We start from the raw sequence: 20,611 nt of genomic DNA, 5'->3' as shown, positions 1-20,611 counted from the left end.
GTCCGCCGCCTTAGCTCAGTCGGTAGAGCATCTCACTCGTAATGAGAAGGTCGTCGGTTCGATTCCGACAGGCGGCTCAGCCACCGCAGCGGGTCCGTCCTCCGGGACGGGCCCGCTGCGTCGTTCCCGGCCCCGTGCACGGTGCCCGCGAACGCTGACGGCGGCCCACCCGCGAGGGGTGGGCCGCCGTCGGTGCGCTCGGGGACCCGGAGGGCCTGGCGGGCAGGGGTCAGTGGTGCGGCGCCGCGTTCTTGGCGCGCTCGAGCGAGGCGACGATCTCCGCCTCGGCCGCCTCGCGGCCGACCCACTCGGCGCCCTCGACCGACTTGCCCGGCTCGAGATCCTTGTAGGTCTCGAAGAAGTGCTGGATCTCCAGGCGGTCGAACTCCGACACGTCGGTGATGTCCCGGAGGTGGGACATCCGCGGGTCGGTCGCCGGGACGGTGAGGACCTTGTCGTCCCCGCCCGCCTCGTCGGTCATGCGGAACATGCCGATGGCCCGGCAGGTGATCAGGCACCCGGGGAACGTCGGCTCCTCGAGCAGCACCAGGGCGTCGAGCGGGTCGCCGTCCTGTCCCAGGGTGCTCTCGATGTAGCCGTAGTCCGCCGGGTAGCGGGTGGAGGTGAACAGCATCCGGTCCAAGCGGATGCGTCCGGTGGCATGGTCCAGCTCGTACTTGTTCCGCTGGCCCTTCGGGATTTCTACCGTCACGTCGAACTGCACCCGCTTAGTCTTGCGCATGGTGCCTCCGAGCGATCCCCGGAGGTCACCTTTTGGGGGTGGGCAGCATCGCGTCGAGCGGTTCGACGATCGTCACAGCCAGGACCGGGCGGTTCCGTCGGCGCATCGCGCTGGGCGTCATCGCGCTGGTCCTGGTGCTCGTCGGCGGCGGCATCGCGCTGGCCGGCGGCTTCGGCGGCGGCGGGGGCCCGGCGGCCGACGGCGGGACGGTCACCGTCCCCGACGCCGAGCTCCCCGACCTCGGCCAGGCCACCCCGGTCCTCGCCTCGCTCGACTCCGCCGCGCCCGCGCCGGACCCCGCCGTCCTCGCCGCCCGCATCGGGCCGCTGCTGCAGGACCCGGCCCTGGGGGTCGGCGTCTCGGCCGAGGTCGTCGACGTGGCCAGCGGCGAGGTCCTGCTCGACCGGGACGCCGCCGCGCCGGCCATCCCGGCCTCCACCGCCAAGCTGCTCACCGCGGTCGCCGCGCTCACCACGCTGGACCCCGCCCAGACCCTGCCGACGACGGTCGTCGCCGGCGCCGCCCCCGGGGAGGTCGTCCTCGTCGGCGGTGGCGACCCGACGCTGTCGCGCACCTCGCCGTCGCAGACCTACCCCGGCGCCGCCACGGTCGCCGACCTCGCCACGCAGGTGGTCGCGGCGCTCCCCGCCGGCACCCCGGTCTCACGCGTCGTCGTCGACAGCTCGCTGTTCACCGGCCCGCTGACCGCGCAGGGCTGGGGCGCGGCCGACGCGCCCTCGAGCTACGCGGCCCCGATCACCGCGACCGCCGTCGACGGCGCCCGGGTCAGCCCCGGCTCGCAGGCGCGCAGCGGCCAGCCGGGCATCGACGCCGGCGTCGCGCTGGCCGACGCGCTGGGCGCCCCCGGCGCCACCGTCGTCCTCGGCGAGGCCCCGGAGGGTGCGCGGATCCTGGCCACCGTCGAGTCGGCGCCCATCGGCCGGCTGGTGGAGCAGACGCTGTCGCTGTCGGACAACGTCCTCGCCGAGGCCCTCGCCCGCCAGGTGGCGATCGCCCGCGACCTCCCCGCCTCCTTCGAGGGCTCCGCGGAGGCGGTCATCGCCGCGCTCGCCGAGGCCGGCGTGGACACCAGCGGCATCGCGCTCGCCGACGGCAGCGGCCTCTCCCGGCTGGACCAGGTCCCCGCGGCCGTGCTCACCGAACTGGTCGCGGGCGCCGCGGACGGCTCCCTCGAGGGTGCCTCCGCCGTGCTCTCCGGGCTGCCGGTGTCCGGCTACGACGGCACGCTGTTCGACCGCGGCGACGCCGACACCGCACCCGGCGCCGTGCGGGCCAAGACCGGGACCCTCGAGGGCGTGCACGCGCTCTCCGGGACGGTGGTGACCCTGGACGGCCGGCTGCTCGCCTTCGCCGTCATCGCCGACGAGTCGGGCAGCCAGGCGGGGGCCGAGGCGGCCCTCGACGCCGTGGCCGCCGGGCTCGCGGCCTGCGGCTGCTCCTAGCTCGCGGACGGGTCGCGCCGCTGCCCGCGGGTACGGTGAGGCGATGAGCAGCGCCTCCTCGATGGTCGACTGGGAGCTCGCCGGACGCACCGCCCGCCGGCTCTCCTCTCCCGGTCCGCGGACCACCCGCGACGAGGCCGCCGCGGTCGTCCGCGAGCTGCACGAGGCCGCGGCCACGGCCGTCGCGCACGTGCAGCAGCTGACCGGCATGACGCCCGTCGCCGGTGGGCCGGTGCCCGAGGTGGCCGTCGTCGACCGGCCCGGCTGGGTGGACGCGAACGCCAGCGGGATGGCCGCGCTGCTCGACCCGCTGGTCGACGCCCTCACCGAGCGCACCGGCAGCCGCCCCGGCGCGCTGGCCACGGCCATCGGCTCCCGGGCCACCGGCGTCCAGGCCGGCGGTGTCCTGGCGTTCCTCAGCTCGCGCGTGCTGGGCCAGTACGAGGTGTTCGGCACCGGCGGCCGGCTGCTGCTGGTGGCGCCGAACATCGTCGCCACCGAGCAGAAGCTGGGCGTCGACCCGTCGGACTTCCGCCTGTGGGTCTGCCTCCACGAGGTCACCCACCAGCTGCAGTTCACCGCCGTCCCCTGGCTCAAGCCCTACCTCGAGAGCCAGATCGCCGACTTCGTCGACGCCACCGACCTAACCACCGACGTCCTGCGCGAGCGCCTGCAGGACGTGCTCCGCGGGATCACCGACGCCATCCGCGGTGGCGACGGCGAGTCCGAGGGACTCATGGCGCTGGTCCGCGACCCCCGCCAGCGCGAGGTGCTCGACCGGGTCACCGCCGTCATGAGCCTGGTCGAGGGCCACGCCGAGTACGTGATGGACGGCGTCGGCCCGGACGTGGTGCCCAGCGTGCGCACGCTGCGCAAGCGGTTCGCGCAGCGCCGCAAGGGCCGCGGGCCGGTCGACCGCGTGCTGCGCCGGCTGCTCGGGCTGGAGCAGAAGATGAAGCAGTACGCCGACGGGCGGGTGTTCGTCGGCGGCGTGATCGACCGCGCCGGCATGGAGGGCTTCAACCAGGTCTGGGCCGGCCCCGAGAACCTCCCGCGCATCGACGAGCTCACCGCACCCGAGCGCTGGGTCGAGCGGGTGCTGGGCCGGCCGGCCATCCCCGCCTAGGCGTGGTCGGACCCCCGGCGCCGGTCGCGCGGCTCCGCAGCGCCGTCCGCCCCGGCCTGACCGGGACGGCGCAGCCGGTGCTCGTGGCGTGCAGCGGAGGTGCGGACTCCCTGGCGCTGGCCGCGGCCGTCGCCTTCGAGGCGCCCCGCGCCGGGGTGCCGGCGGGCGCGGTCACCGTCGACCACGGGCTGCAGCCCGGCTCGGCGGACCGCGCCGCGACGACCGCCGCGCTGCTGCGCGACCTGGGCCTGGACCCCGTGCTCGTCGTGCGCGTCGACGTCGGGGGGGACGGCGGGCCCGAGGCGGCCGCCCGCTCCGCCCGGTACGCCGCGCTGGCCGGGGCGGCGGCCGAGCACGGGGCCCGCGTGGCGCTGGGCCACACCCTCGACGACCAGGCCGAGACGGTGCTGCTCGGGCTCGGCCGCGGTTCGGGCCCCCGGTCGGTCGCGGGCATGGTCGAGCGGCGCGACACCGCCGGCACCACCTGGTGGCGCCCGCTGCTCGGCGTCCGCCGGTCGACCACGCGCGCCGCGTGCGCCGCCCAGCAGCTGCCCGTCTGGGACGACCCGTGGAACGACGACCCCGCCTACACCCGGGTCCGGCTGCGCGCGGAGGTGCTGCCGCTGCTCGAGCAGGTGCTCGGTGGTGGCGTCGCGCCCGCCCTGGCCCGCACGGCCGCGCTGCTGCGGGCCGACCTCGACGCGCTCGACGACCTCGCCACGGCGCACCTCGCCGGGCTGGACACGACCGGCGGGCTGCCGGTCAGCGAGGTGGCGGGCCTGGCCGCGGCGCTGCGCACCCGGGTGCTCCGGGGCTGGCTCCGGGCGGCGGGCGTGCCGGACCTGCAGGCGGTGCACCTCGACGCCGTCGACGCGCTCCTCGCGCGGTGGCGGGGGCAGGGCCGGGTGGACCTACCGGGCGGCGCGGGCGTCGTCCGGGCGTCTGGCACCCTGAGCGTGGAGCCCGCGCGCGACGGCGGCGGCCCGCCTTCCGCACCACCCGACCGCGAGGAGCCCGACAACAGTGAGTGAGCTTGCGAGCGAGCCGATGGGCACAGCAGCGCCGGTCACGCGGATGACGAGCGCCAGCGAGGAGGACGCGTGAGCGAGTCTGCGACCAGCACCGGGGCCCTGGGCCCCGACCACGGCTACGGGCCCGACATCGACCACGTCCTGCTGAGCGAGGAGCAGATCCGCGGGAAGATCGCCGAGCTCGCCGCGCAGATCGCCGACGACTACGCGGGCCGGGAGGTGCTGCTGGTCGGCGTCCTCAAGGGCGCGGTGCTGTTCATGAGCGACTTCGCCCGGGCGCTGCAGCTGCCCACGCAGATGGAGTTCATGGCCGTCTCGTCCTACGGCTCGGCGACCAGCTCGTCGGGCGTGGTGCGCATCCTCAAGGACCTCGACCGGGACATCACCGGCAAGCACGTGCTGGTGCTCGAGGACATCATCGACTCCGGGCTGACCCTGTCCTGGCTGCTCAAGAACCTCGGCGGCCGCGCCCCGGCCTCGCTCGAGGTGTGCGCCCTGCTGCGCAAGCCCGACGCGGTCAAGGTCGAGGTGCCGGTCAAGTACATCGGCTTCGACATCCCCAACGAGTTCGTCGTCGGCTACGGCCTCGACTACGCCGAGCGCTACCGCGACCTGCCCTACATCGCGACGCTCAAGCCCGAGGTCTATGCCTGACGTCGCCCTCCGGGCGACACCGCGACCAGGAGCCGTCCCCCTGCTGCGCTGAGCCCTGCCGTCGCACCGCGGGAGGAGCCTCCGGCCCCGTCCCGCGGCACGACCCCCGCGGGGCGGCTCGCGCTGCGGCAGCGACCGGGTGCCGTTCCCGGCCTGCCACGGCCCGGTCCACGCCCGTACTCGCGGGACCCTCCGGGCCCCACTCGTCCAGGCGTAGCGCGGTCCGCGCACAGCGGTTGCACAGGTCGCCCGGTGTACCGTCGGGGCCGACGACGCTGCACGGAGCGCCGGGGGCCCTGCCCGGGTCGCGGCAGTGTCACCGGACGAGCAGGAGGGTCGACGGGCAGACCGGCTCCGCCGGTGCCCGGCATCGGTGTATGGAACGTAAGAAGTTCTACCGCTCCGTCTGGTTCTGGGTCGTCGTCGTCGTCATCCTGGCCCTGACGCTCTCGGCCGCCCTCAGCCGGGGCAGCGAGGCCCAGGAGGTCTCGACGGCCACGGCGCTGACGCAGATCGAGGACGGCAACGTCGAGTCCGCGACGCTCAACACCAAGGAGCAGACCCTCGACCTGACCCTCCGCGACGAGGTCGAGGGCAGCACCGAGGTCACCGCCTCCTACCCGACGGCGGTCGAGGAGCAGCTGGTCGACCTCCTGCGCGAGGGCGACAGCGAGGACTTCGACACCAACGTCACCCAGGACAGCCTGCTGGTCAGCCTCCTGGTGAGCTTCCTGCCCTTCCTCATCCTGCTGCTCCTGCTGTTCTGGCTGTTCAACTCCATGCAGGGCGGCGGCCGCGGCGTGATGGCCTTCGGCAAGTCCAAGGCCAAGCAGGTCACCAAGGACACCCCGAAGACGACGTTCGCCGACGTCGCCGGCGCCGACGAGGCGATCGAGGAACTGCACGAGATCAAGGACTTCCTGCAGAACCCGGTCAAGTTCCAGGCCGTGGGCGCGAAGATCCCCAAGGGCGTGCTGCTGTTCGGCCCGCCCGGGACCGGCAAGACGCTGCTGGCCCGCGCCGTCGCCGGCGAGGCCGGGGTGCCGTTCTTCTCCATCTCCGGCTCGGACTTCGTCGAGATGTTCGTCGGCGTCGGCGCCAGCCGCGTCCGCGACCTGTTCACCCAGGCCAAGGAGAACGCCCCGGCGATCATCTTCGTCGACGAGATCGACGCCGTCGGCCGGCACCGCGGCGCCGGCATGGGCGGCGGCCACGACGAGCGCGAGCAGACCCTCAACCAGATGCTCGTCGAGATGGACGGCTTCGACGTCAAGGGCGGCGTCATCATGATCGCCGCCACGAACCGGCCCGACATCCTCGACCCGGCGCTGCTGCGCCCGGGCCGCTTCGACCGGCAGATCGCCGTCGACCGGCCCGACCTCATGGGCCGCAAGAAGATCCTCGAGGTGCACGCCAAGGGCAAGCCGCTCGCGCCCGACGTCGACCTCGAGACCGTCGCCCGCCGCACGCCCGGCTTCACCGGCGCCGACCTCGCCAACGTGCTCAACGAGGGCGCCCTGCTCACCGCCCGCCAGAACAACTCCCTGGTCACCGACGCGGTGCTCGAGGAGGCGATCGACCGGGTCATCGCCGGCCCGGAGCGCAAGACGCGGGCGATGAGCGAGAAGGAGAAGAAGGTGACCGCCTACCACGAGGGCGGGCACGCTCTCGTGGCGCACGCGCTGCCGAACCTCGACCCGGTGCACAAGGTGACGATCCTGCCGCGCGGCCGCTCGCTCGGGCACACCCTCGTGCTGCCGACCGAGGACAAGTACACCCAGACCCGCTCGGAGATGATCGACACCCTGGCCTACGCCCTGGGCGGCCGGGCGGCGGAGGAGCTCGTCTTCCACGAGCCGACCACCGGTGCGGGCAACGACATCGAGAAGGCCACCTCGATGGCCCGGGCGATGGTCACGCAGTACGGGATGAGCGCGAAGCTGGGCGCGGTCAAGTACGGCAGCACCGACGCCGAGCCGTTCCTCGGCCGCGACATGGGCTCCCGGCCCGACTACTCCGAGGCCGTGGCCGCCGACATCGACGCCGAGATCCGGGCGCTCATCGAGGCCGCGCACGACGAGGCCTGGGAGATCCTGGTCGAGTACCGGCACGTCCTGGACCAGCTCGTCCTCGAGCTGATCGAGAAGGAGACGCTGTCCAAGGAGGACATGGAGCGGATCTGCGCCCCGGTCGCCAAGCGTCCCTCGCTCGCCCCGTACAACGGCTTCGGCAAGCGCACGCCGTCGGACCAGCCCCCCGTCCTCACGCCGTCCGAGCGGGCCGGCCAGAACGGGGTGGGCGCCGGGCACGACCCGGCCCCGGTCGGGGACGTCGGCGCACCGGTCCAGCGGTGAGCGACCGGGTGGACGCCGCCCGCGCGGAGGCGGCGGTGCGCGAGCTGCTGCTGGCCGTGGGGGAGGACCCCGACCGCCCGGGCCTGCAGGACACCCCCGCGCGGGTCGCGCGCGCCTACGCGGAGACCTTCGCCGGGCTCGGGCAGGACCCGTACGAGATCCTGGCGACGACGTTCGACGAGAACCACGACGAGCTCGTGCTGGTCAAGGACATCGCGATGTACTCGACCTGCGAGCACCACCTGGTGCCGTTCCACGGGTCCGCGCACGTGGGGTACATCCCGGGTGCCGACGGCCGGGTGACCGGGCTGTCCAAGGTCGCCCGCCTGGTGGAGGTCTACGCGCGCCGCCCGCAGGTGCAGGAGCGGCTGACCCGCCAGATCGCCGACGCGCTGGACGAGGTCCTCAAGCCGCAGGGCGTCCTGGTGGTCATCGAGGCCGAGCACCTCTGCATGGCGATGCGCGGCATCCGCAAGCCCGGCACCACCACGGTCACCTCGGCGGTCCGGGGGATCTTCCGCGAGAACGCCGCGACCCGCAGCGAGGCGATGAGCCTCGTGCTGGGCAGGTGAGCGGGCGGTGAGCACCGCCCTCCCGCAGCCGGGGCGCTGCGTGGTGATGGGCGTCCTCAACGTCACGCCCGACTCGTTCTCCGACGGCGGCTGCTTCTCCGACGCGGCGACGGCGGTCGCCCACGGGCTGGCCATGCACGCGGCCGGCGCGGACTACGTCGACGTCGGCGGGGAGTCCACCCGGCCCGGGGCCGACCGGGTCGACGCCGCCGAGGAGTGCAGCCGGGTGGTCCCGGTGATCCGCGAGCTGGCGTCCGCCGGGGTGCGCACCAGCGTGGACACCACCCGCGCCGAGGTGGCCGAGGCCGCCCTGGCCGCGGGCGCGGAGCTGGTCAACGACGTCAGCGGCGGCCTGGCCGACAAGGGCATGGCCGACCTCGTCGCCGATGCCCGGGTGCCGTGGGTGCTCATGCACTGGCGCGGCCACAGCCGGGAGATGTACGCCGCCGCGCAGTACGGCGACGTCGTCACCGAGGTCTGCGCCGAGCTGACCGCCCGCGTCGAGGACGTCGTCGCCGCCGGGGTCGCCCCGCAGCAGCTGGTGCTGGATCCCGGACTGGGCTTCGCCAAGCGCGCCGAGCACAACTGGGCGCTGCTCGCCGGGCTGGACCGGCTGACCGCGCTGGGTCTGCCGGTGCTGGTCGGTGCCTCCCGCAAGACGTTCCTGGGCCGGCTGCTCGCCGGGCCCGACGGCGCCCCGCGCCCGGCCGACGAGCGGGACGCCGCCACGCTGGCCACCACCGTGCTCGCCGCGCAGGCCGGCGCCTGGGGCGTGCGGGTGCACGACGCCGCGGCGTCCGTGGACGCGATCCGCACGCTGGACGCCGTCCGCGCGGCGCGGGGGAGCCGGCGTGGCTGAGCCCGGGCGCGTGCCCGACCGGATCACGCTGCGCGGGGTGCGGGCGCACGCCCACCACGGGGTCTACGCGTTCGAGCGCGAGCGCGGGCAGATCTTCAGCGTTGACGCCGTCCTCGAACTGGACACCGCGCCTGCCGCCGCGGCCGACGACCTCGCCCTGACGGTCAACTACGCGGACCTGGCGCAGCGGTTGCGCGCGGTCCTGGCCGGCGAGCCGGTCGACCTGCTGGAGACGCTGTGCCAGCGGCTTGCCGACGTCTGCCTGGCCGACCCGCTGGTCCAGGCCGTGGAGATCACCGTGCACAAGCCGCAGGCCGAGCTCGGGGTCCCCTTCGAGGACGTCACGGTCTCGATCCGCCGCACGCGCCCGTGAGCCGCGCGGTCCTCTCGCTGGGCGCCAACCTCGGCGACCGCGCCGGCACGCTGCGCGCCGCCCTCGACGCGCTGGCGGCCGACGGACCGGTGCGCGCGTCCGGCCTCTTCGAGACCCCGCCCTGGGGTCCGGTGGAGCAGCCGCCGTACCTGAACGCCGTGGCGGTCGTGGACGGCGACCGCGACGCCCGCGGCTGGCTGTCCCGGGCGCACGAGCTGGAGCAGTCGGCCGGCCGGACGCGGGAGGTCCGCTGGGGCGCCCGCACCCTGGACGTCGACGTGGTGGCGGTGGTGGACGACGGGCGGCCGGTCCTCTCCACCGACCCGGAGCTGACCCTGCCGCACCCGCGGGCCCACGAGCGCGCCTTCGTGCTGGTGCCCTGGCTGGCGATCGACGCGGACGCCGAGCTGCCCGGGCACGGCCGGGTGGCCGAGGTGCTCGCCGGCCTCGACCGCGCCGACGTCGACGCCGTCGTCCCGTGGGCCGGAACGGACCCGGCCCGATGACCCCCGTCCGCCGTCGCGACCTGGTCGCCCTCGCCGCCGGGCTGGCCCTGGCCAGCTGGCTGCTGGTGCGGTCGGCGTACGGCTCCCTCCCCGCGCTGGACTGGTGGCTGCCGGTGCCGCTGGCGGTCCTGGCCGCGGCCGAGGCGCTCGGGGCCCGCACGCTGCGGGCGCGGCTGGCCGCCCAGCGGGCGGCGCGGGCCGGGCGGACGCCACAGTCCGGCCGGACCGCGCGCCCGGTCGAGCCGGTCGAGCCGCTCCTGGTCGCCCGGCTCGCGGTGCTGGCGCAGGCCAGCGCCTACGTCGGGGCGGTCGTCGCGGGCGTCTGGGCCGGGGTCCTCGCGCACGTCGGGCCGGCCGCCGACCGGCTGCAGGCGGCCGGCGACGACGTGGTCACCGCCGTCGTCGGCGTCGTCTGCTCGCTCGCCCTGGTCGGGGCCGCGCTCTGGCTGGAGCAGGTCTGCCGGATCCCGCCCGAGGAGGGGCCCGGGTCCGGCGTCAGCGCCTGAGGAACCCCAGCACGGTCGCGGTGAGCAGGTGACCGGTCGCCGCCGGGGCGACCGTCCCGAGCCGCAGCCCGTCGGCGGCACCCACCACCAGCCAGGTGAGGGCGGTCAGCACCCACTCCGCAGGGAGGTCGACCCGGAAGTCGCCCCGCTCCTGCCCCCGGCGCACCAGGCCGGTGAGCCGGTCGTCCACGGTCCGGGCGCGGACGAGCAGGGCCCGCTCGACGTGCTCGTCGAGCGGCTGGAGGACCAGCAGGCCGTGGTCGGGGGCCAGGGTCGCGAGCTCCCCGAGCACCCGCCCCAGCGCCTCGACCGGGGCGTCCTCCTCGGGGCGCGCGCGGTCCACCGCGTCGACGTAGGCGGTCAGCGCCCGCTCCGACAGCGCGGAGACGAGCGCTGCGCGGGAGGGGAAGCGGCGGAAGAGGGTGGCCCGGCTGATGCCCGCGGCCGCAGCGATCTCCTCCATCGAGGCCGCCGGGCGCAGCGCCAGCAGCTGCGCCGCGCCGGCGAGCAGCGCGTCGGGCTCTGTCGGCACGACGACATCCTAGCCACTTGAGACGAGAGCGTCTCAACAGAGATAGCATCGTCTCGTGATCACGACATGAGCGCCGAGCTGCTGGCCGGCATCGCGGGGCTCGCCCTCCTCGACGCGCTCAACCCCGCCACCATCGCCGGTGTCGCGCTCATCCTGCTGGCACCGCTGCGGCGGCCCGTCCTGACCGCGGCCGCGTTCGTCCTCGGGGCCTACGGCGTGGTGGGCGTCGTGGGGATCGCCGTCTACGTCGGTGCCGACGCGGCGGCGCAGGCGCTGTCGGCAGGCCTCGACTGGCTGAGGCGCGGTGCGTTCGGGCTGGCCGCCGTGGCGCTCGCGGTGAGCGGGCTGCGCCGGTTCCGGGACCGCGAACGCGGCGCCGTCACGCTGCCGGGCTGGGTGGGGCCCTGGACCGCGGTGCCGCTGGGCGTCCTGATGACCGGCGCCGACCTGCCCAACGCCTTCCCCTACCTGATCGCCATCGAGCGGCTGGTGGCGGCGGACGCCGGTCACGGTCCGGCGATCGCCGTGCTCCTGGCCTACGGCGTCGTCTACTGCCTGCCCTGCCTGGTGCTGCTCCTCGTCGCCGCGGCCCGGGGCGACCGGGTGCGCCGGCGCCTCGGGCGGGTGTACGAGCGGATCGGCCGGGCCCGCACGGTCCGGCGCAGCATCCCCGCCGCCCTGCTGCTGTCGGCCGCGGCGGTCGGCGTCGCGACCGTCGCGGTCAGCGCGTAGCGCCGGCGATCTCCGGCGTGGTGCCGTCCACGGAGCGCCGCAGCGCCGCGTGCAGCGACTCCGGGGTGAGGACGCCGAGGAAGCGGTCGCCGTCGAGCACCGCCACCCAGCCGGCCTCGTGCTGCAGCATCGTCGAGAACGCGGTCTTCAGCGAGGCGTCGACGGGCACCCAGGCGTCCATCCGCCGGGCCGCGGAGCCGACGGTGCCCGCGCCGGTGGCGCGCTCCAGCGACAGCCACCCGTGCAGGCTCCCGTCGTCGTCCAGGACCACGGCCCAGCGGGCGCCCGCGCGCTCCTGCGCGGCGCGGGCGTCGGCCAGCCCGTCGGCGACGTGCACGACCGGCGGGCTCTCCAGGTCGCGGGGGTCGATGCCGGTGACCGCCAGCCGCTTGAGTCCCCGGTCGGCGCCCACGAAGTCGGCGACGAAGTCGTTCGCCGGCCGGCCGAGCAGCTCGGCCGGGGTGGCGTACTGCTCGACGTGGCCGCCCTGGCTCATGACGGCGATCCGGTCGCCGATCCGGACCGCCTCCTCGATGTCGTGGGTGACGAAGACGATCGTCTTGCGCACTGCCTTCTGCAGGCGCAGGAACTCCGACTGCAGCCGCTCCCGCACGACCGGGTCGACGGCGGAGAACGGCTCGTCGACCAGCAGCACGGGCGGGTCGGCGGCCAGCGCGCGGGCGACCCCGGCCCGCTGCCGCTGCCCGCCCGACAGCTGGGCGGGGTAGCGGTCGCCGTGGACGGCCGGGTCCAGCCCGACGGTGGTCAGCAGCTCGTCGACGCGGGCCCGGGTGCGCGCCTTGTCCCAGCCGAGCAGTCGCGGCACGGTGCCGACGTTCGTCCGCACCGTCTGGTGCGGGAAGAGCCCGATGCTCTGGATGACGTAGCCGATGCGCCGGCGCAGCTGCTCCGGGTCGGCCCGGGTGACGTCCTCGCCGCCGAGCAGGATCCGCCCGGTCGTCGGCTCGATCAGCCGGTTGATCATCTTCATCGTCGTCGTCTTGCCGCACCCGGAGGGGCCGACGAGGACGGTGAGCTCGCCGGCGGCGAAGGTCAGGTCCAGCTCGGCGACGCCGACCGTGCCGTCGGCGTAGACCTTGCTGACCCCTTCCAGCCGGATGTCGACGGCAGAGGGCGTCTCGGCCGAGGGGACGTCGGCTCTCGCGGGCCGGTGGTCCTGCGCAGTAGCGTCCACGACGTGATCTCCCTGGACTGCGCCCGGTGCTGAGCGCGGCGGCGGACCCGGTGCTCGCGGTGGACGAGGCACCGAACCCCTGGTTCGACGGCTCCTACGTGGCCGACAACTGGGACACCATCATGGGCTACCTGGGCGAGCACGTGCGGCTCACCGTCGGTGCCGTCCTCATCGGGACCGCGATCGCCCTGCCGCTGGCGCTCCTCGCGCGGCGCAACCGGCTGCTTGGCGGCGCGGTCCTGGGGCTGTCCACCGTGGTCTACACGATCCCGTCGCTGGCGATGTTCGCGCTGATCTTCCCCTTCACGGGCCTGACCGCGACCACCGTCCTGGTCGGGCTGACCGCCTACTCGCTGGTCATCCTGGTGCGCAACTTCCTCGTCGGGCTCCAGGGCGTGCCCGCCGACGTGCAGGAGGCGGCCCGGGGGATGGGCTACGGCCCGGTGCGGCGGTTCTGGGCGATCGAGCTGCCGCTGGCGCTGCCGGCGTTCATGGCGGGCCTCCGGATCGCCACCGTGTCCACCGTCGCCCTCACCACCGTGGGCGTGCTGGTCGGCCACGGCGGGCTCGGGCAGCTGATCACCGGCGGGTTCAACGCCAACTTCTACCGGGCCGAGATCGTCACCGGCGCGGTCGGCTGCCTGCTGCTGGCCCTCGTCGCGGACGTGCTGCTCGCCGGGGTGGAGCGGCTGCTCACCCCCTGGGCACGGGCGGTGCGGGCGTGACCGGCTTCGGCGACGCGGTCGTCTACCTCAACGACCCGCTGAACTGGACCCGCCGCGGCGGCATCCTGGAGCTGCTCGGCGAGCACCTGGCGATCTCGGCGGTCGCCGTGCTCGCCGCGCTCGTCCTCGCCGTCCCGCTGGGCATCGCGCTGGCCGAGTCGGGCCGAGGGAGCGGCGTCGTCGTCGTGCTCTCCAACGTCAGCCGCGCCGTGCCGACCCTGGCCCTGCTCACGCTGTTCGCCGTCAGCCCGATCGGCTTCGGCAACGAGGCCACCACGATCGCGCTCGCCGTCTTCGCGTTCCCGCCGATCCTGACCAACACCTTCGTCGGGTTCCGCGGCGTGGATGCCGACCTCCGGGAGGCCGCCCGCGGGATGGGCATGACCCGGGGGCAGGTCGTCGGCCGCGTGGCGTTCCCGCTCGCGCTGCCCCTGGTGATGACCGGCCTGCGGACGGCGGCCGTGCAGGTGGTGGCGACGGCAGGGCTGGCCGCGCTCGTGGGGGGCGGCGGCCTGGGCCGGATCGTCAACCTGGGCTTCGGCCAGCAGGACTACGGCCAGATCATCGCCGGGGCGGTCCTCATCGCGGCGTTGGCGCTGCTCACCGAGGCGGCGCTGGTGCTGCTGACCCGGATCGTCACGCCGTCCGTGCGGCACGCGTCACCCCTCCGCGAGCGCACCGTCGAGGGTCGTCCCGAGCCGACCTCCAGCGGTGTCCCCCTCTGATCCGGTGACACGCGCACGGAGGCATTGCGTTGCGCGCAACTCTTCGCTTCCATGAACGTTGCGGGACACCTCCCGCCAGACACGCGTGGCTGCAACAGGGCGGTCACGGGACACAGAAGGCGGGCACATGCGCGCGCGTATCCGGGTCGTTGCTCCTCTCGCGATGGTGGTCGCCCTGACCGCCGCCTGCGGGGAGTCCGGCTCCTCAGGCTCCGACGACGACGGCGGCAGCAGCGGCGGCAGCGCCTCGGGCGAGGCCTGCGCCCCGATCGAAGGGGACCAGCTGGTCGTCCTGGAGGACGACCAGGAGCTGCAGAACGCCGACAACATCATCCCGGCGGTCAACGCGGCGACCGCCTCGGCGAACCCCGCGCTCCTGCCGGCGCTGAACGCGGTCTCGGCCGCCCTCACCACCGACGACCTCATCTCGCTCAACGCCGCGGTCGACGTCGAGCGGCAGAGCGCCGAGGAGGTGGCCGCGGGCTGGGTCGAGGAGTCCGGTGTCACCGACGGGCTCGAGCAGGGCAGCGGCGCGATCGTGGTGGGCGGCGCGAACTTCACCGAGTCCACGGTGCTCGCCACGATCTACGCCGACGTGCTCACCGCCGCGGGCTTCGACGCCTCGGTCCAGGAGGTCGGCAACCGCGAGCTCTACCTGCCCGCCCTGCGGGACGGGCAGATCCAGGTCTTCCCCGAGTACCTCTCGACGGTGACCGAGTTCATCGAGGACGACGAGGCCAGCCAGATCGCCTCCGGGGACGTCGACGCCACGGTCGCCGCGCTCGAGCCGCTCGCGCAGGGGTACGGCCTCGTCTTCGGCGAGCCGTCCGAGGCGGCCGACCAGAACGCGTTCGCCGTCACCCAGGCGTTCGCCGACGAGCTCGGCGTCAGCACCCTCTCGGAGCTGGCCGAGGCCTGCGGCGACGGGTCGCTGGTCCTGGGTGGGCCGGCCGAGTGCCCGGAGCGCCCGTTCTGCCAGCCGGGTCTGGAGGAGACCTACGGCCTGGAGTTCGACAGCTTCCGCGAGCTGGACGCCGGTGGCCCGCTGACCAAGGCCGCCATCCAGCAGGGCGAGATCTCCATCGGCCTGGTCTTCAGCTCCGACGGAGCCCTCGCCCAGGGGTGATCGAGCCCACGGCTCAGTACCAGGCGCCGCCGGGGGGCAGCTGCTCCCCGGCGGCGACCGGGACCCCGACCCGGTTCCCCTCGGGGGCCAGCGGGCAGGTCCACCGCGGGTCGTAGGCGCACGACGGGTGGTAGGCCAGGTTGAGGTCGACGACCAGCCGGCCGTCGCGGCCGCCCAGGTCGGCGCCCTTGACGGTGTCGAGCAGGTAGCGCCCGCCGCCGTAGGTCGTGCGCCCCGCCGTCCCGTCCCGCAGGGGCACGAAGACCCCGCCGCCGTAGACGGCGATCCACCACACGTCCAGCCGGCCCGTGCCCGGCAGCTCCACCGCCCCGATCCGCTCCAGCGGCACGGTGCCGTCGCCCGCGGTGGCGATCTCCAGCCGGGCCGCCGGCGCGGGCTCGAGCGCGGCCTCGAAGCGCAGCGCCGGGTCGTAGGGCGCGAACGGCAGCCCAGCGAACGACTCCCGCGCGGCGGCGTCGAGCGGGGAGTCGGGATGGCCGGCGAACAGCTCGTCGCGGCCGTCGCGCCAGGTGCGCCAGCCCTGCTCCGGGTCGGCCGCCGTGCGGGCGGCGGCGTAGAGCGCGGCGGTGCGCCGGCGCCAGTCCAGCAGCGACAGGGTCACCGGCCCACTGTCCCAGCAGGTGCGCGGAGCGGCAGGACGCCGGTCGTCGGGAGGTGAGCTTTCGGGGGCCGCGCCGCTACGCTAGGTGCATGCCCCGCCGCCCCGACGACGTCGCCCGCGGGGGCGCCGCCGCTGCCGGCACGCGCGGTCTGGTCGTGGCCGGCGGCTTCCTGCTCGCGGCCGGCGCCACGCTCGCGGTGTTCCTCACCGACAACCCGCAGCTGCTGCGGATCGCCGTCGTGGCCGTCGCCTGGGCCTTCGTGCTGGCCACCTTCGCCGCCGGTCGCCGCGGCGGGGACCGCGAGGCCGCCGCCGCGCGCGAGGCCGAGCTGCGGCGGGCCTACGAGCACGAGCTGGACCTCGAGGTCGCCGCCCGGCGCGAGTACGAGCTGGAGCTGGAGAACGAGCTGCGCCGGGAGACCGAGCAGACGATGCGCGAGGAGCTCGACTCCCTCCGGGGCGAGCTGGCCAAGCTGTCGGACCTGCGCGAGCAGGTCGGCGGGGTGGCGGCGCTGCGCTCGGACATCGCCGGGCTGTCCGGCCTGCGCGACGAGGTCGCCCGGGTGGCCGCCATGCGGGAGGACGTCGCCGCCCTGGGGGCACTGCGCGCCGAGCTGGGCCAGCTGCAGGCGCTGCGCGACGACATGGGCCGGCTGCGCGTGGAGCTGACCGAGCAGCTCTCCTCCGAGCTGCTGATCGAGCGCATCGTCATGCGCACCCAGGCCAGCCGGGTCCCGGGGGAGCCCACCCGGACGCTGGACGCGGCCGCCTGGAGCGAGGAAGCGCCGCGTGAGCTCACCGGCGGCTGGCCGGCCGTGCACCTGGACGAGCCGCGGGAGACCCGCCAGTTCGAGCAGCTGCGCGTGGAGCGCTCCGAGGTCCGCCCGGCACCCGCGACGGCGATGTTCACAGGTCCCCAGCCCTCCCGGCTGGGCCCGCCCCCGTCGGCGGGGACGCACGGCGGTCCCGTCCCGGCGTCGCCGCCCTCGGCCCCGGTGCCCCCGGCCCCCCAACCGGCCGCGCCGGCGACGACGTCCTTCCCGCTGCTGCCCCCGGCCCCGGTCGAGGCGGCCGTCCCGCCGCCCCCGCCGGTCGAGCCGCCGCCGTCGCCGCTGGACTGGCTGGTCTCCCGCTCGCTGCTCGACGCCCCCGCTGCTGCCCCGGAGGAGCGGCCCGCGCCGCCCCGCCCGTCGCCGCGCCGCCGGCGCAGCGACGAGGCCGAGGCCCCGGTGGTGCCGGCTGCCGAGGCCCGGACCGCCGAGCGGCCCGCTCCGGCCGCGCCGCAGCGCGTCCGCGTCGAGGACAGGGGCGGGTACCGCGTCGCCCTGCCCGACCCCGCGCCCCCGGCGCCCGGGCCGGCGACGTCCCCGGGCAGCGGCAACCGGCTGGCCGAGATCCTCGCCGAGAACGGCGGCACCGGGCAGGGCCGCCGCCGGCGCCGCTACCGCGAGGACGGCGACGCCGACGACGTGCTCTCCCGGGTGCTGGGGCGCGAGCAGTAGTCGGGGGAGCGGCGGCTCAGCGGCCGCGCGAGCCCGATCCGCCGTCCAGCACCAGCGTCTGCCCGGTCACCCACCCCGCGCCGTCGCCCAGCAGGTAGGCCGCGGCCTCGCCGATGTCCTCGGGCACGCCCAGCCGGCCCACCGGGTAGCCGGCGGCGACCTCCTCCTCGCGGCCCTCGTACAGGGCCTCGGCGAAGCGGGTCTTGACCACGGCGGGCGCCACGGCGTTCACCCGGACCTTCGGTCCCATCTCCACCGCGAGCTGCGTCGTCAGGTTGATCAGGGCCGCCTTGCTCACGCCGTAGCCGCCGATCATGGGCGAGGAGCGCAGGCCGGCCACCGAGGCCACGAAGAGCACCGAGCCGCCGTGCTCGGACATCCAGGCCCGCCAGGCCTGCTGCACCAGGTCCAGCACGGAGACGACGTTGGTGTCGAGGATCTTGCGGAAGGCGCCCAGGTCGAGGTCCATCATCGGCCCGTAGACCGGGTTGATGCCGACGTTGCCCACCAGCACGTCCAGGCTGCCGAAGGTGTCGATCGCGGTGCGGACCGCGGCGGCGCGGTGCTCGGGGTCGCCGGCGTTCCCCGCGACCGCGACGGCGACGTCGGAGCCGCCGAGCGTCTCCACGGCCTCGGCCAGCGCCTCGGGCTTGCGGGCCGTCAGCACCACCTTCGCGCCGCGGTCCACCAGGCTCTGGGCGATGCCCAGGCCGATGCCGCGGCTGCCGCCGGTGACCAGGGCGGTCCGTCCCTCGAAGCTGCTCACGCCGTCTCCTGTTGTCTCGGGGGTGTTGCAGGTCACGGTAGGGGCGGCCGCCCGGTGACCCGCAGCCCCCTCGGGTGAGCCATGCCACACCTCGCGCGCGTTGCACGGCGGACGAGGGAGTTCCACACTCGCCATCGGCGTTCTTCCTGCGCGACACCGCACGGGTTGCAGCAGGACCGCCGGCACGACGCACCACCCGCACCACCCGGCGCCCGCCTGGGCGCCGAGGACCGACGTCCGGTACCCGCCAGGGACTGGAACGAGAGGTTGCACCGATGCCTGCTGCCCGCAGGAACGACCGAGCTGCCGGTCTGCCCGCAGCCGCCGACGCACCCGCGCGACTGCGCGTCGGGATCCTCGGCGCCGGCCGCGTCGGCGCCGTCCTGGGTGCCGCGCTCTCCGCCGCAGGTCACGACGTCGTGGCCGCCTCCGGTCTCTCGGCCGCCTCCGCCGAGCGCGCCGCCCGCCTGCTGCCCGGTGTCCCGCTGCTGCCGGCCGACCAGGTGGTCGCCGCCTCGGACCTCGTCGTGCTCGCCGTCCCCGACGACACCCTCCCGGGCCTGGTCGCCGGACTGGCCGGCACCGGGGCCTGGCGGCCGGGTCAGCTCGCCTTCCACACCTCCGGGGCGCACGGGCTCGCGGTGCTCGAGCCCGCCGAGCGCGCCGGTGTCCTGCCGCTCGCCCTGCACCCGGCCATGACCTTCACCGGCGCTCCCGAGGACGCCGACCGGCTCTCCGGCTCGCCCTTCGGGGTGACCAGCGCACCGGCCTACCGGCCGGTCGCGGAGACCCTGGTGCTCGAGATGGGCGGCGAGCCGTTCTTCGTGGCCGAGGCCGACCGCACCCTGTACCACGCCGCCCTGGTCACCGGTGCCAACCACCTGGTCACGCTCGTCGCCGAGGCGGCGGACCTGCTGCGCACCGCCGGCGTCGGCGAGCCCTCCCGCATCCTCGCCCCGTTGCTGACCGCCGCCCTGGACAACGGCCTGCGGCGCGGCGACCGGGGGCTGACCGGGCCGGTGAGCCGGGGCGACGTCGGCACCGTCGGCCGGCACGTCGAGGCGCTCGCCGACCGCGCGCCGGCCGCGGTCGCGGCCTACGTCGCGATGGCCCGCCGCACCACCGAGCGCGCCCTGGACGCCGGCCGGCTGAAGCGGCACGAGGGCGCCCCGCTCCTGGACCTGCTCGACGACAGCCGCGACGGGGCGGGCTCCCGGTGACCGCCGTGGTGACGCCGGCCGTCGCGGAGACCGCCGCGGACCTCCGGGCGATCCTCGCCGACCTGCCCGGCCCCGTCGCGCTCGTCCCCACCATGGGCGCGCTGCACGAGGGCCACCGGATGCTCGTCCGGGCCGCCCGCGAGCACGCCGCCACCGTCGTCGTCTCGGTGTTCGTCAACCCCACCCAGTTCGGCCCCGGTGAGGACTTCGACCGCTACCCCCGCACCTGGGACGCCGATCTCGCCGCGCTGGCCGAGGAGGGCGCCGACGTCGTCCTCCACCCGCCGGTCGAGGAGGTCTACCCGCCGCGCGCCGTGGGCGTGACCGTCGACCCCGGCCCGCTGGGCTCGGTGCTGGAGGGCGCGGTGCGGCCGGGTCACTTCGCCGGCGTCCTGACCGTCGTCGCCAAGCTCTTCGGTCTCGTGCGCCCCGACGTCGCGCTGTTCGGCGAGAAGGACTACCAGCAGCTGACGCTGATCCGCGCCATGGCGCGGGAGCTGGCGCTGCCGGTCGAGGTGGTCGGCGTCCCGACCGTGCGGGAGGACGACGGCCTGGCGCTGTCCAGCCGCAACCGCTACCTGGACCCGGAGCAGCGCGCCGCGGCCGCCACGATCTCGGCCGCGCTGCGCGCCGGGGCCGCCGCCGGCCCGCGGGGCGCCGCTGCGGTGCTCGCCGCCGCCCGCGCCGTCCTCGCGCAGCGGCCCGACCTGCTCCAGGACTACCTCGAACTCACCGATACCGACCTGGGGCCGGCGCCCGCCGCCGGACCCGCCCGCCTGCTGGTCGCCGTCCGCGCCGGCAGCACACGACTCCTCGACAACACGCAGATCCAGCTGGGAGAGACCGACCGATGATGCGCACGATGCTCAAGTCCAAGATCCACCGTGCGACGGTCACCCAGGCCGACCTGCACTACGTCGGCTCGGTCACGGTCGACGAGGACCTCCTCGACGCCGCGGACCTGCTGCCCGGCGAGCAGGTCGCGATCGTCGACATCACCAACGGCGCACGCCTGGAGACCTACGTCATCCCCGGCGAGCGCGGTACCGGCGTCATCGGGATCAACGGCGCCGCCGCGCACCTGGTGCACCCCGGCGACATGGTCATCCTCATCAGCTACGGCCTGATGGACGAGACCGAGGCCAAGAGCTACCTCCCCACGGTCGTGCACGTGGACGCGGACAACCGGATCGTCGAGCTGGGCGCGGACCCCTCCGCCCCCGTCCCCGGCGCCACCGACCAGCGGCGGAGCGACCACGGCGTCCCGGTCGTCCGGTGAC

General features: G+C 75.4%; 23 protein-coding genes and 1 tRNA gene. 19 read left to right on the top strand and 5 right to left on the bottom strand.

Features of this window, described 5'->3' with window-relative positions; genetic code table 11:
• Positions 1 to 4: 4 nt before the first annotated feature.
• Positions 5 to 77 (top strand) — tRNA-Thr (locus ACI79H_RS02450).
• 152 nt (positions 78 to 229) lie between these two features.
• On the opposite strand, the gene ACI79H_RS02445 is transcribed toward ACI79H_RS02450, so the two are convergent.
• Positions 230 to 742, bottom strand: coding sequence for an inorganic diphosphatase (locus ACI79H_RS02445; protein ID WP_456552779.1), 513 nt, complete (start codon positions 740 to 742; stop codon positions 230 to 232).
• Positions 743 to 780: 38 nt separating this feature from the next.
• On the opposite strand from ACI79H_RS02445, the gene dacB reads away from it, so the two are divergent.
• From dacB to ACI79H_RS02395, 10 genes are all read left to right on the top strand, one after another.
• Entirely contained in the window at positions 781 to 2,205 is a 1,425-nt protein-coding gene (gene dacB / locus ACI79H_RS02440) for a D-alanyl-D-alanine carboxypeptidase/D-alanyl-D-alanine endopeptidase (protein WP_456552778.1), read from the top strand.
• Positions 2,206 to 2,248: 43 nt separating this feature from the next.
• The gene (locus ACI79H_RS02435; protein ID WP_456552777.1) at positions 2,249 to 3,331 is read left to right on the top strand and encodes a zinc-dependent metalloprotease; all 1,083 of its coding nucleotides are present in this window, start codon (positions 2,249 to 2,251) and stop codon (positions 3,329 to 3,331) included.
• Positions 3,332 to 3,333: 2 nt separating this feature from the next.
• Positions 3,334 to 4,362, top strand: coding sequence for a tRNA lysidine(34) synthetase TilS (gene tilS, locus ACI79H_RS02430; protein ID WP_456552776.1), 1,029 nt, complete (start codon positions 3,334 to 3,336; stop codon positions 4,360 to 4,362).
• A 69-nt stretch (positions 4,363 to 4,431) separates the two neighbouring features.
• On the top strand, positions 4,432 to 5,016 hold the full coding sequence (gene hpt / locus ACI79H_RS02425; protein WP_456552775.1) for a hypoxanthine phosphoribosyltransferase: 585 nt from the start codon (positions 4,432 to 4,434) through the stop codon (positions 5,014 to 5,016).
• A gap of 377 nt (positions 5,017 to 5,393) precedes the next feature.
• Positions 5,394 to 7,370: an ATP-dependent zinc metalloprotease FtsH gene (gene ftsH, locus ACI79H_RS02420; protein ID WP_456552774.1), complete on the top strand. Its 1,977-nt coding sequence runs from the start codon at positions 5,394 to 5,396 to the stop codon at positions 7,368 to 7,370.
• Positions 7,367 to 7,942 (top strand): GTP cyclohydrolase I FolE, encoded by a 576-nt coding sequence (gene folE, locus ACI79H_RS02415; protein ID WP_456552773.1) that lies wholly within the window; start codon positions 7,367 to 7,369, stop codon positions 7,940 to 7,942. Before ftsH ends, folE begins: the two co-directional genes overlap by 4 nt.
• Positions 7,943 to 7,949: 7 nt before the next feature.
• Positions 7,950 to 8,801 carry a dihydropteroate synthase gene (gene folP / locus ACI79H_RS02410; RefSeq protein WP_456552772.1) on the top strand — a complete coding sequence of 284 codons (852 nt, stop codon included), beginning with the start codon at positions 7,950 to 7,952 and terminating at the stop codon, positions 8,799 to 8,801.
• Entirely contained in the window at positions 8,794 to 9,174 is a 381-nt protein-coding gene (folB, locus tag ACI79H_RS02405; RefSeq protein WP_456552771.1) for a dihydroneopterin aldolase, read from the top strand. Before folP ends, folB begins: the two co-directional genes overlap by 8 nt.
• A complete protein-coding gene (gene folK / locus ACI79H_RS02400) occupies positions 9,171 to 9,680 on the top strand; it encodes a 2-amino-4-hydroxy-6-hydroxymethyldihydropteridine diphosphokinase (protein WP_456552770.1) in 510 nt (169 codons plus the stop codon). The genes folB and folK overlap by 4 nt, the downstream gene beginning before the upstream one ends.
• Positions 9,677 to 10,186, top strand: a complete 510-nt coding sequence (locus ACI79H_RS02395) for a DUF3180 domain-containing protein (RefSeq protein WP_456552769.1) — start codon at positions 9,677 to 9,679, stop codon at positions 10,184 to 10,186. The genes folK and ACI79H_RS02395 overlap by 4 nt, the downstream gene beginning before the upstream one ends.
• Here the strand turns inward: ACI79H_RS02395 and ACI79H_RS02390 are convergent.
• On the bottom strand, positions 10,176 to 10,718 hold the full coding sequence (locus ACI79H_RS02390) for a TetR/AcrR family transcriptional regulator (RefSeq protein ID WP_456552768.1): 543 nt from the start codon (positions 10,716 to 10,718) through the stop codon (positions 10,176 to 10,178). The two genes, ACI79H_RS02395 and ACI79H_RS02390, sit on opposite strands and share 11 nt — an antisense overlap.
• Positions 10,719 to 10,784: 66 nt before the next feature.
• Between ACI79H_RS02390 and ACI79H_RS02385 the strand changes: the two genes are divergently transcribed.
• Entirely contained in the window at positions 10,785 to 11,450 is a 666-nt protein-coding gene (locus tag ACI79H_RS02385; RefSeq protein WP_456552767.1) for a GAP family protein, read from the top strand.
• On the opposite strand, the gene ACI79H_RS02380 is transcribed toward ACI79H_RS02385, so the two are convergent.
• Entirely contained in the window at positions 11,440 to 12,645 is a 1,206-nt protein-coding gene (locus ACI79H_RS02380; RefSeq protein ID WP_456552766.1) for an ABC transporter ATP-binding protein, read from the bottom strand. The genes ACI79H_RS02385 and ACI79H_RS02380 overlap by 11 nt on opposite strands.
• Before the next feature lie 26 nt (positions 12,646 to 12,671).
• On the opposite strand from ACI79H_RS02380, the gene ACI79H_RS02375 reads away from it, so the two are divergent.
• The 3 genes from ACI79H_RS02375 (at position 12,672) to ACI79H_RS02365 (ending at position 15,221) form a co-directional block, all read left to right on the top strand.
• Positions 12,672 to 13,370 carry an ABC transporter permease gene (locus tag ACI79H_RS02375; RefSeq protein ID WP_456552765.1) on the top strand — a complete coding sequence of 233 codons (699 nt, stop codon included), beginning with the start codon at positions 12,672 to 12,674 and terminating at the stop codon, positions 13,368 to 13,370.
• Positions 13,367 to 14,095, top strand: coding sequence for an ABC transporter permease (locus tag ACI79H_RS02370; RefSeq protein WP_456552764.1), 729 nt, complete (start codon positions 13,367 to 13,369; stop codon positions 14,093 to 14,095). Before ACI79H_RS02375 ends, ACI79H_RS02370 begins: the two co-directional genes overlap by 4 nt.
• Positions 14,096 to 14,222: 127 nt before the next feature.
• Entirely contained in the window at positions 14,223 to 15,221 is a 999-nt protein-coding gene (locus tag ACI79H_RS02365; protein WP_456552763.1) for a glycine betaine ABC transporter substrate-binding protein, read from the top strand.
• A gap of 13 nt (positions 15,222 to 15,234) precedes the next feature.
• On the opposite strand, the gene ACI79H_RS02360 is transcribed toward ACI79H_RS02365, so the two are convergent.
• Entirely contained in the window at positions 15,235 to 15,843 is a 609-nt protein-coding gene (locus tag ACI79H_RS02360; RefSeq protein ID WP_456552762.1) for a DUF1684 domain-containing protein, read from the bottom strand.
• 89 nt (positions 15,844 to 15,932) lie between these two features.
• On the opposite strand from ACI79H_RS02360, the gene ACI79H_RS02355 reads away from it, so the two are divergent.
• Entirely contained in the window at positions 15,933 to 17,345 is a 1,413-nt protein-coding gene (locus ACI79H_RS02355; protein ID WP_456552761.1) for a DUF6779 domain-containing protein, read from the top strand.
• Between the two features lie 16 nt (positions 17,346 to 17,361).
• Here the strand turns inward: ACI79H_RS02355 and ACI79H_RS02350 are convergent, their stop codons facing one another.
• Positions 17,362 to 18,111, bottom strand: coding sequence for an SDR family oxidoreductase (locus ACI79H_RS02350; protein ID WP_456552760.1), 750 nt, complete (start codon positions 18,109 to 18,111; stop codon positions 17,362 to 17,364).
• A gap of 275 nt (positions 18,112 to 18,386) precedes the next feature.
• On the opposite strand from ACI79H_RS02350, the gene ACI79H_RS02345 reads away from it, so the two are divergent.
• The 3 genes from ACI79H_RS02345 to panD are packed head-to-tail and all read left to right on the top strand — an operon-like array spanning position 18,387 to position 20,610.
• Positions 18,387 to 19,331 (top strand): Rossmann-like and DUF2520 domain-containing protein, encoded by a 945-nt coding sequence (locus tag ACI79H_RS02345; protein ID WP_456552759.1) that lies wholly within the window; start codon positions 18,387 to 18,389, stop codon positions 19,329 to 19,331.
• Entirely contained in the window at positions 19,328 to 20,185 is an 858-nt protein-coding gene (panC, locus tag ACI79H_RS02340; RefSeq protein WP_456552758.1) for a pantoate--beta-alanine ligase, read from the top strand. Before ACI79H_RS02345 ends, panC begins: the two co-directional genes overlap by 4 nt.
• Positions 20,182 to 20,610 carry an aspartate 1-decarboxylase gene (gene panD, locus ACI79H_RS02335; RefSeq protein ID WP_456552757.1) on the top strand — a complete coding sequence of 143 codons (429 nt, stop codon included), beginning with the start codon at positions 20,182 to 20,184 and terminating at the stop codon, positions 20,608 to 20,610. The genes panC and panD overlap by 4 nt, the downstream gene beginning before the upstream one ends.
• Position 20,611: the final 1 nt, after the last annotated feature.

Source organism: Blastococcus sp. SYSU D01042 (assembly GCF_054050515.1).
This window is presented reverse-complemented; position numbering and strand designations above follow the sequence as displayed.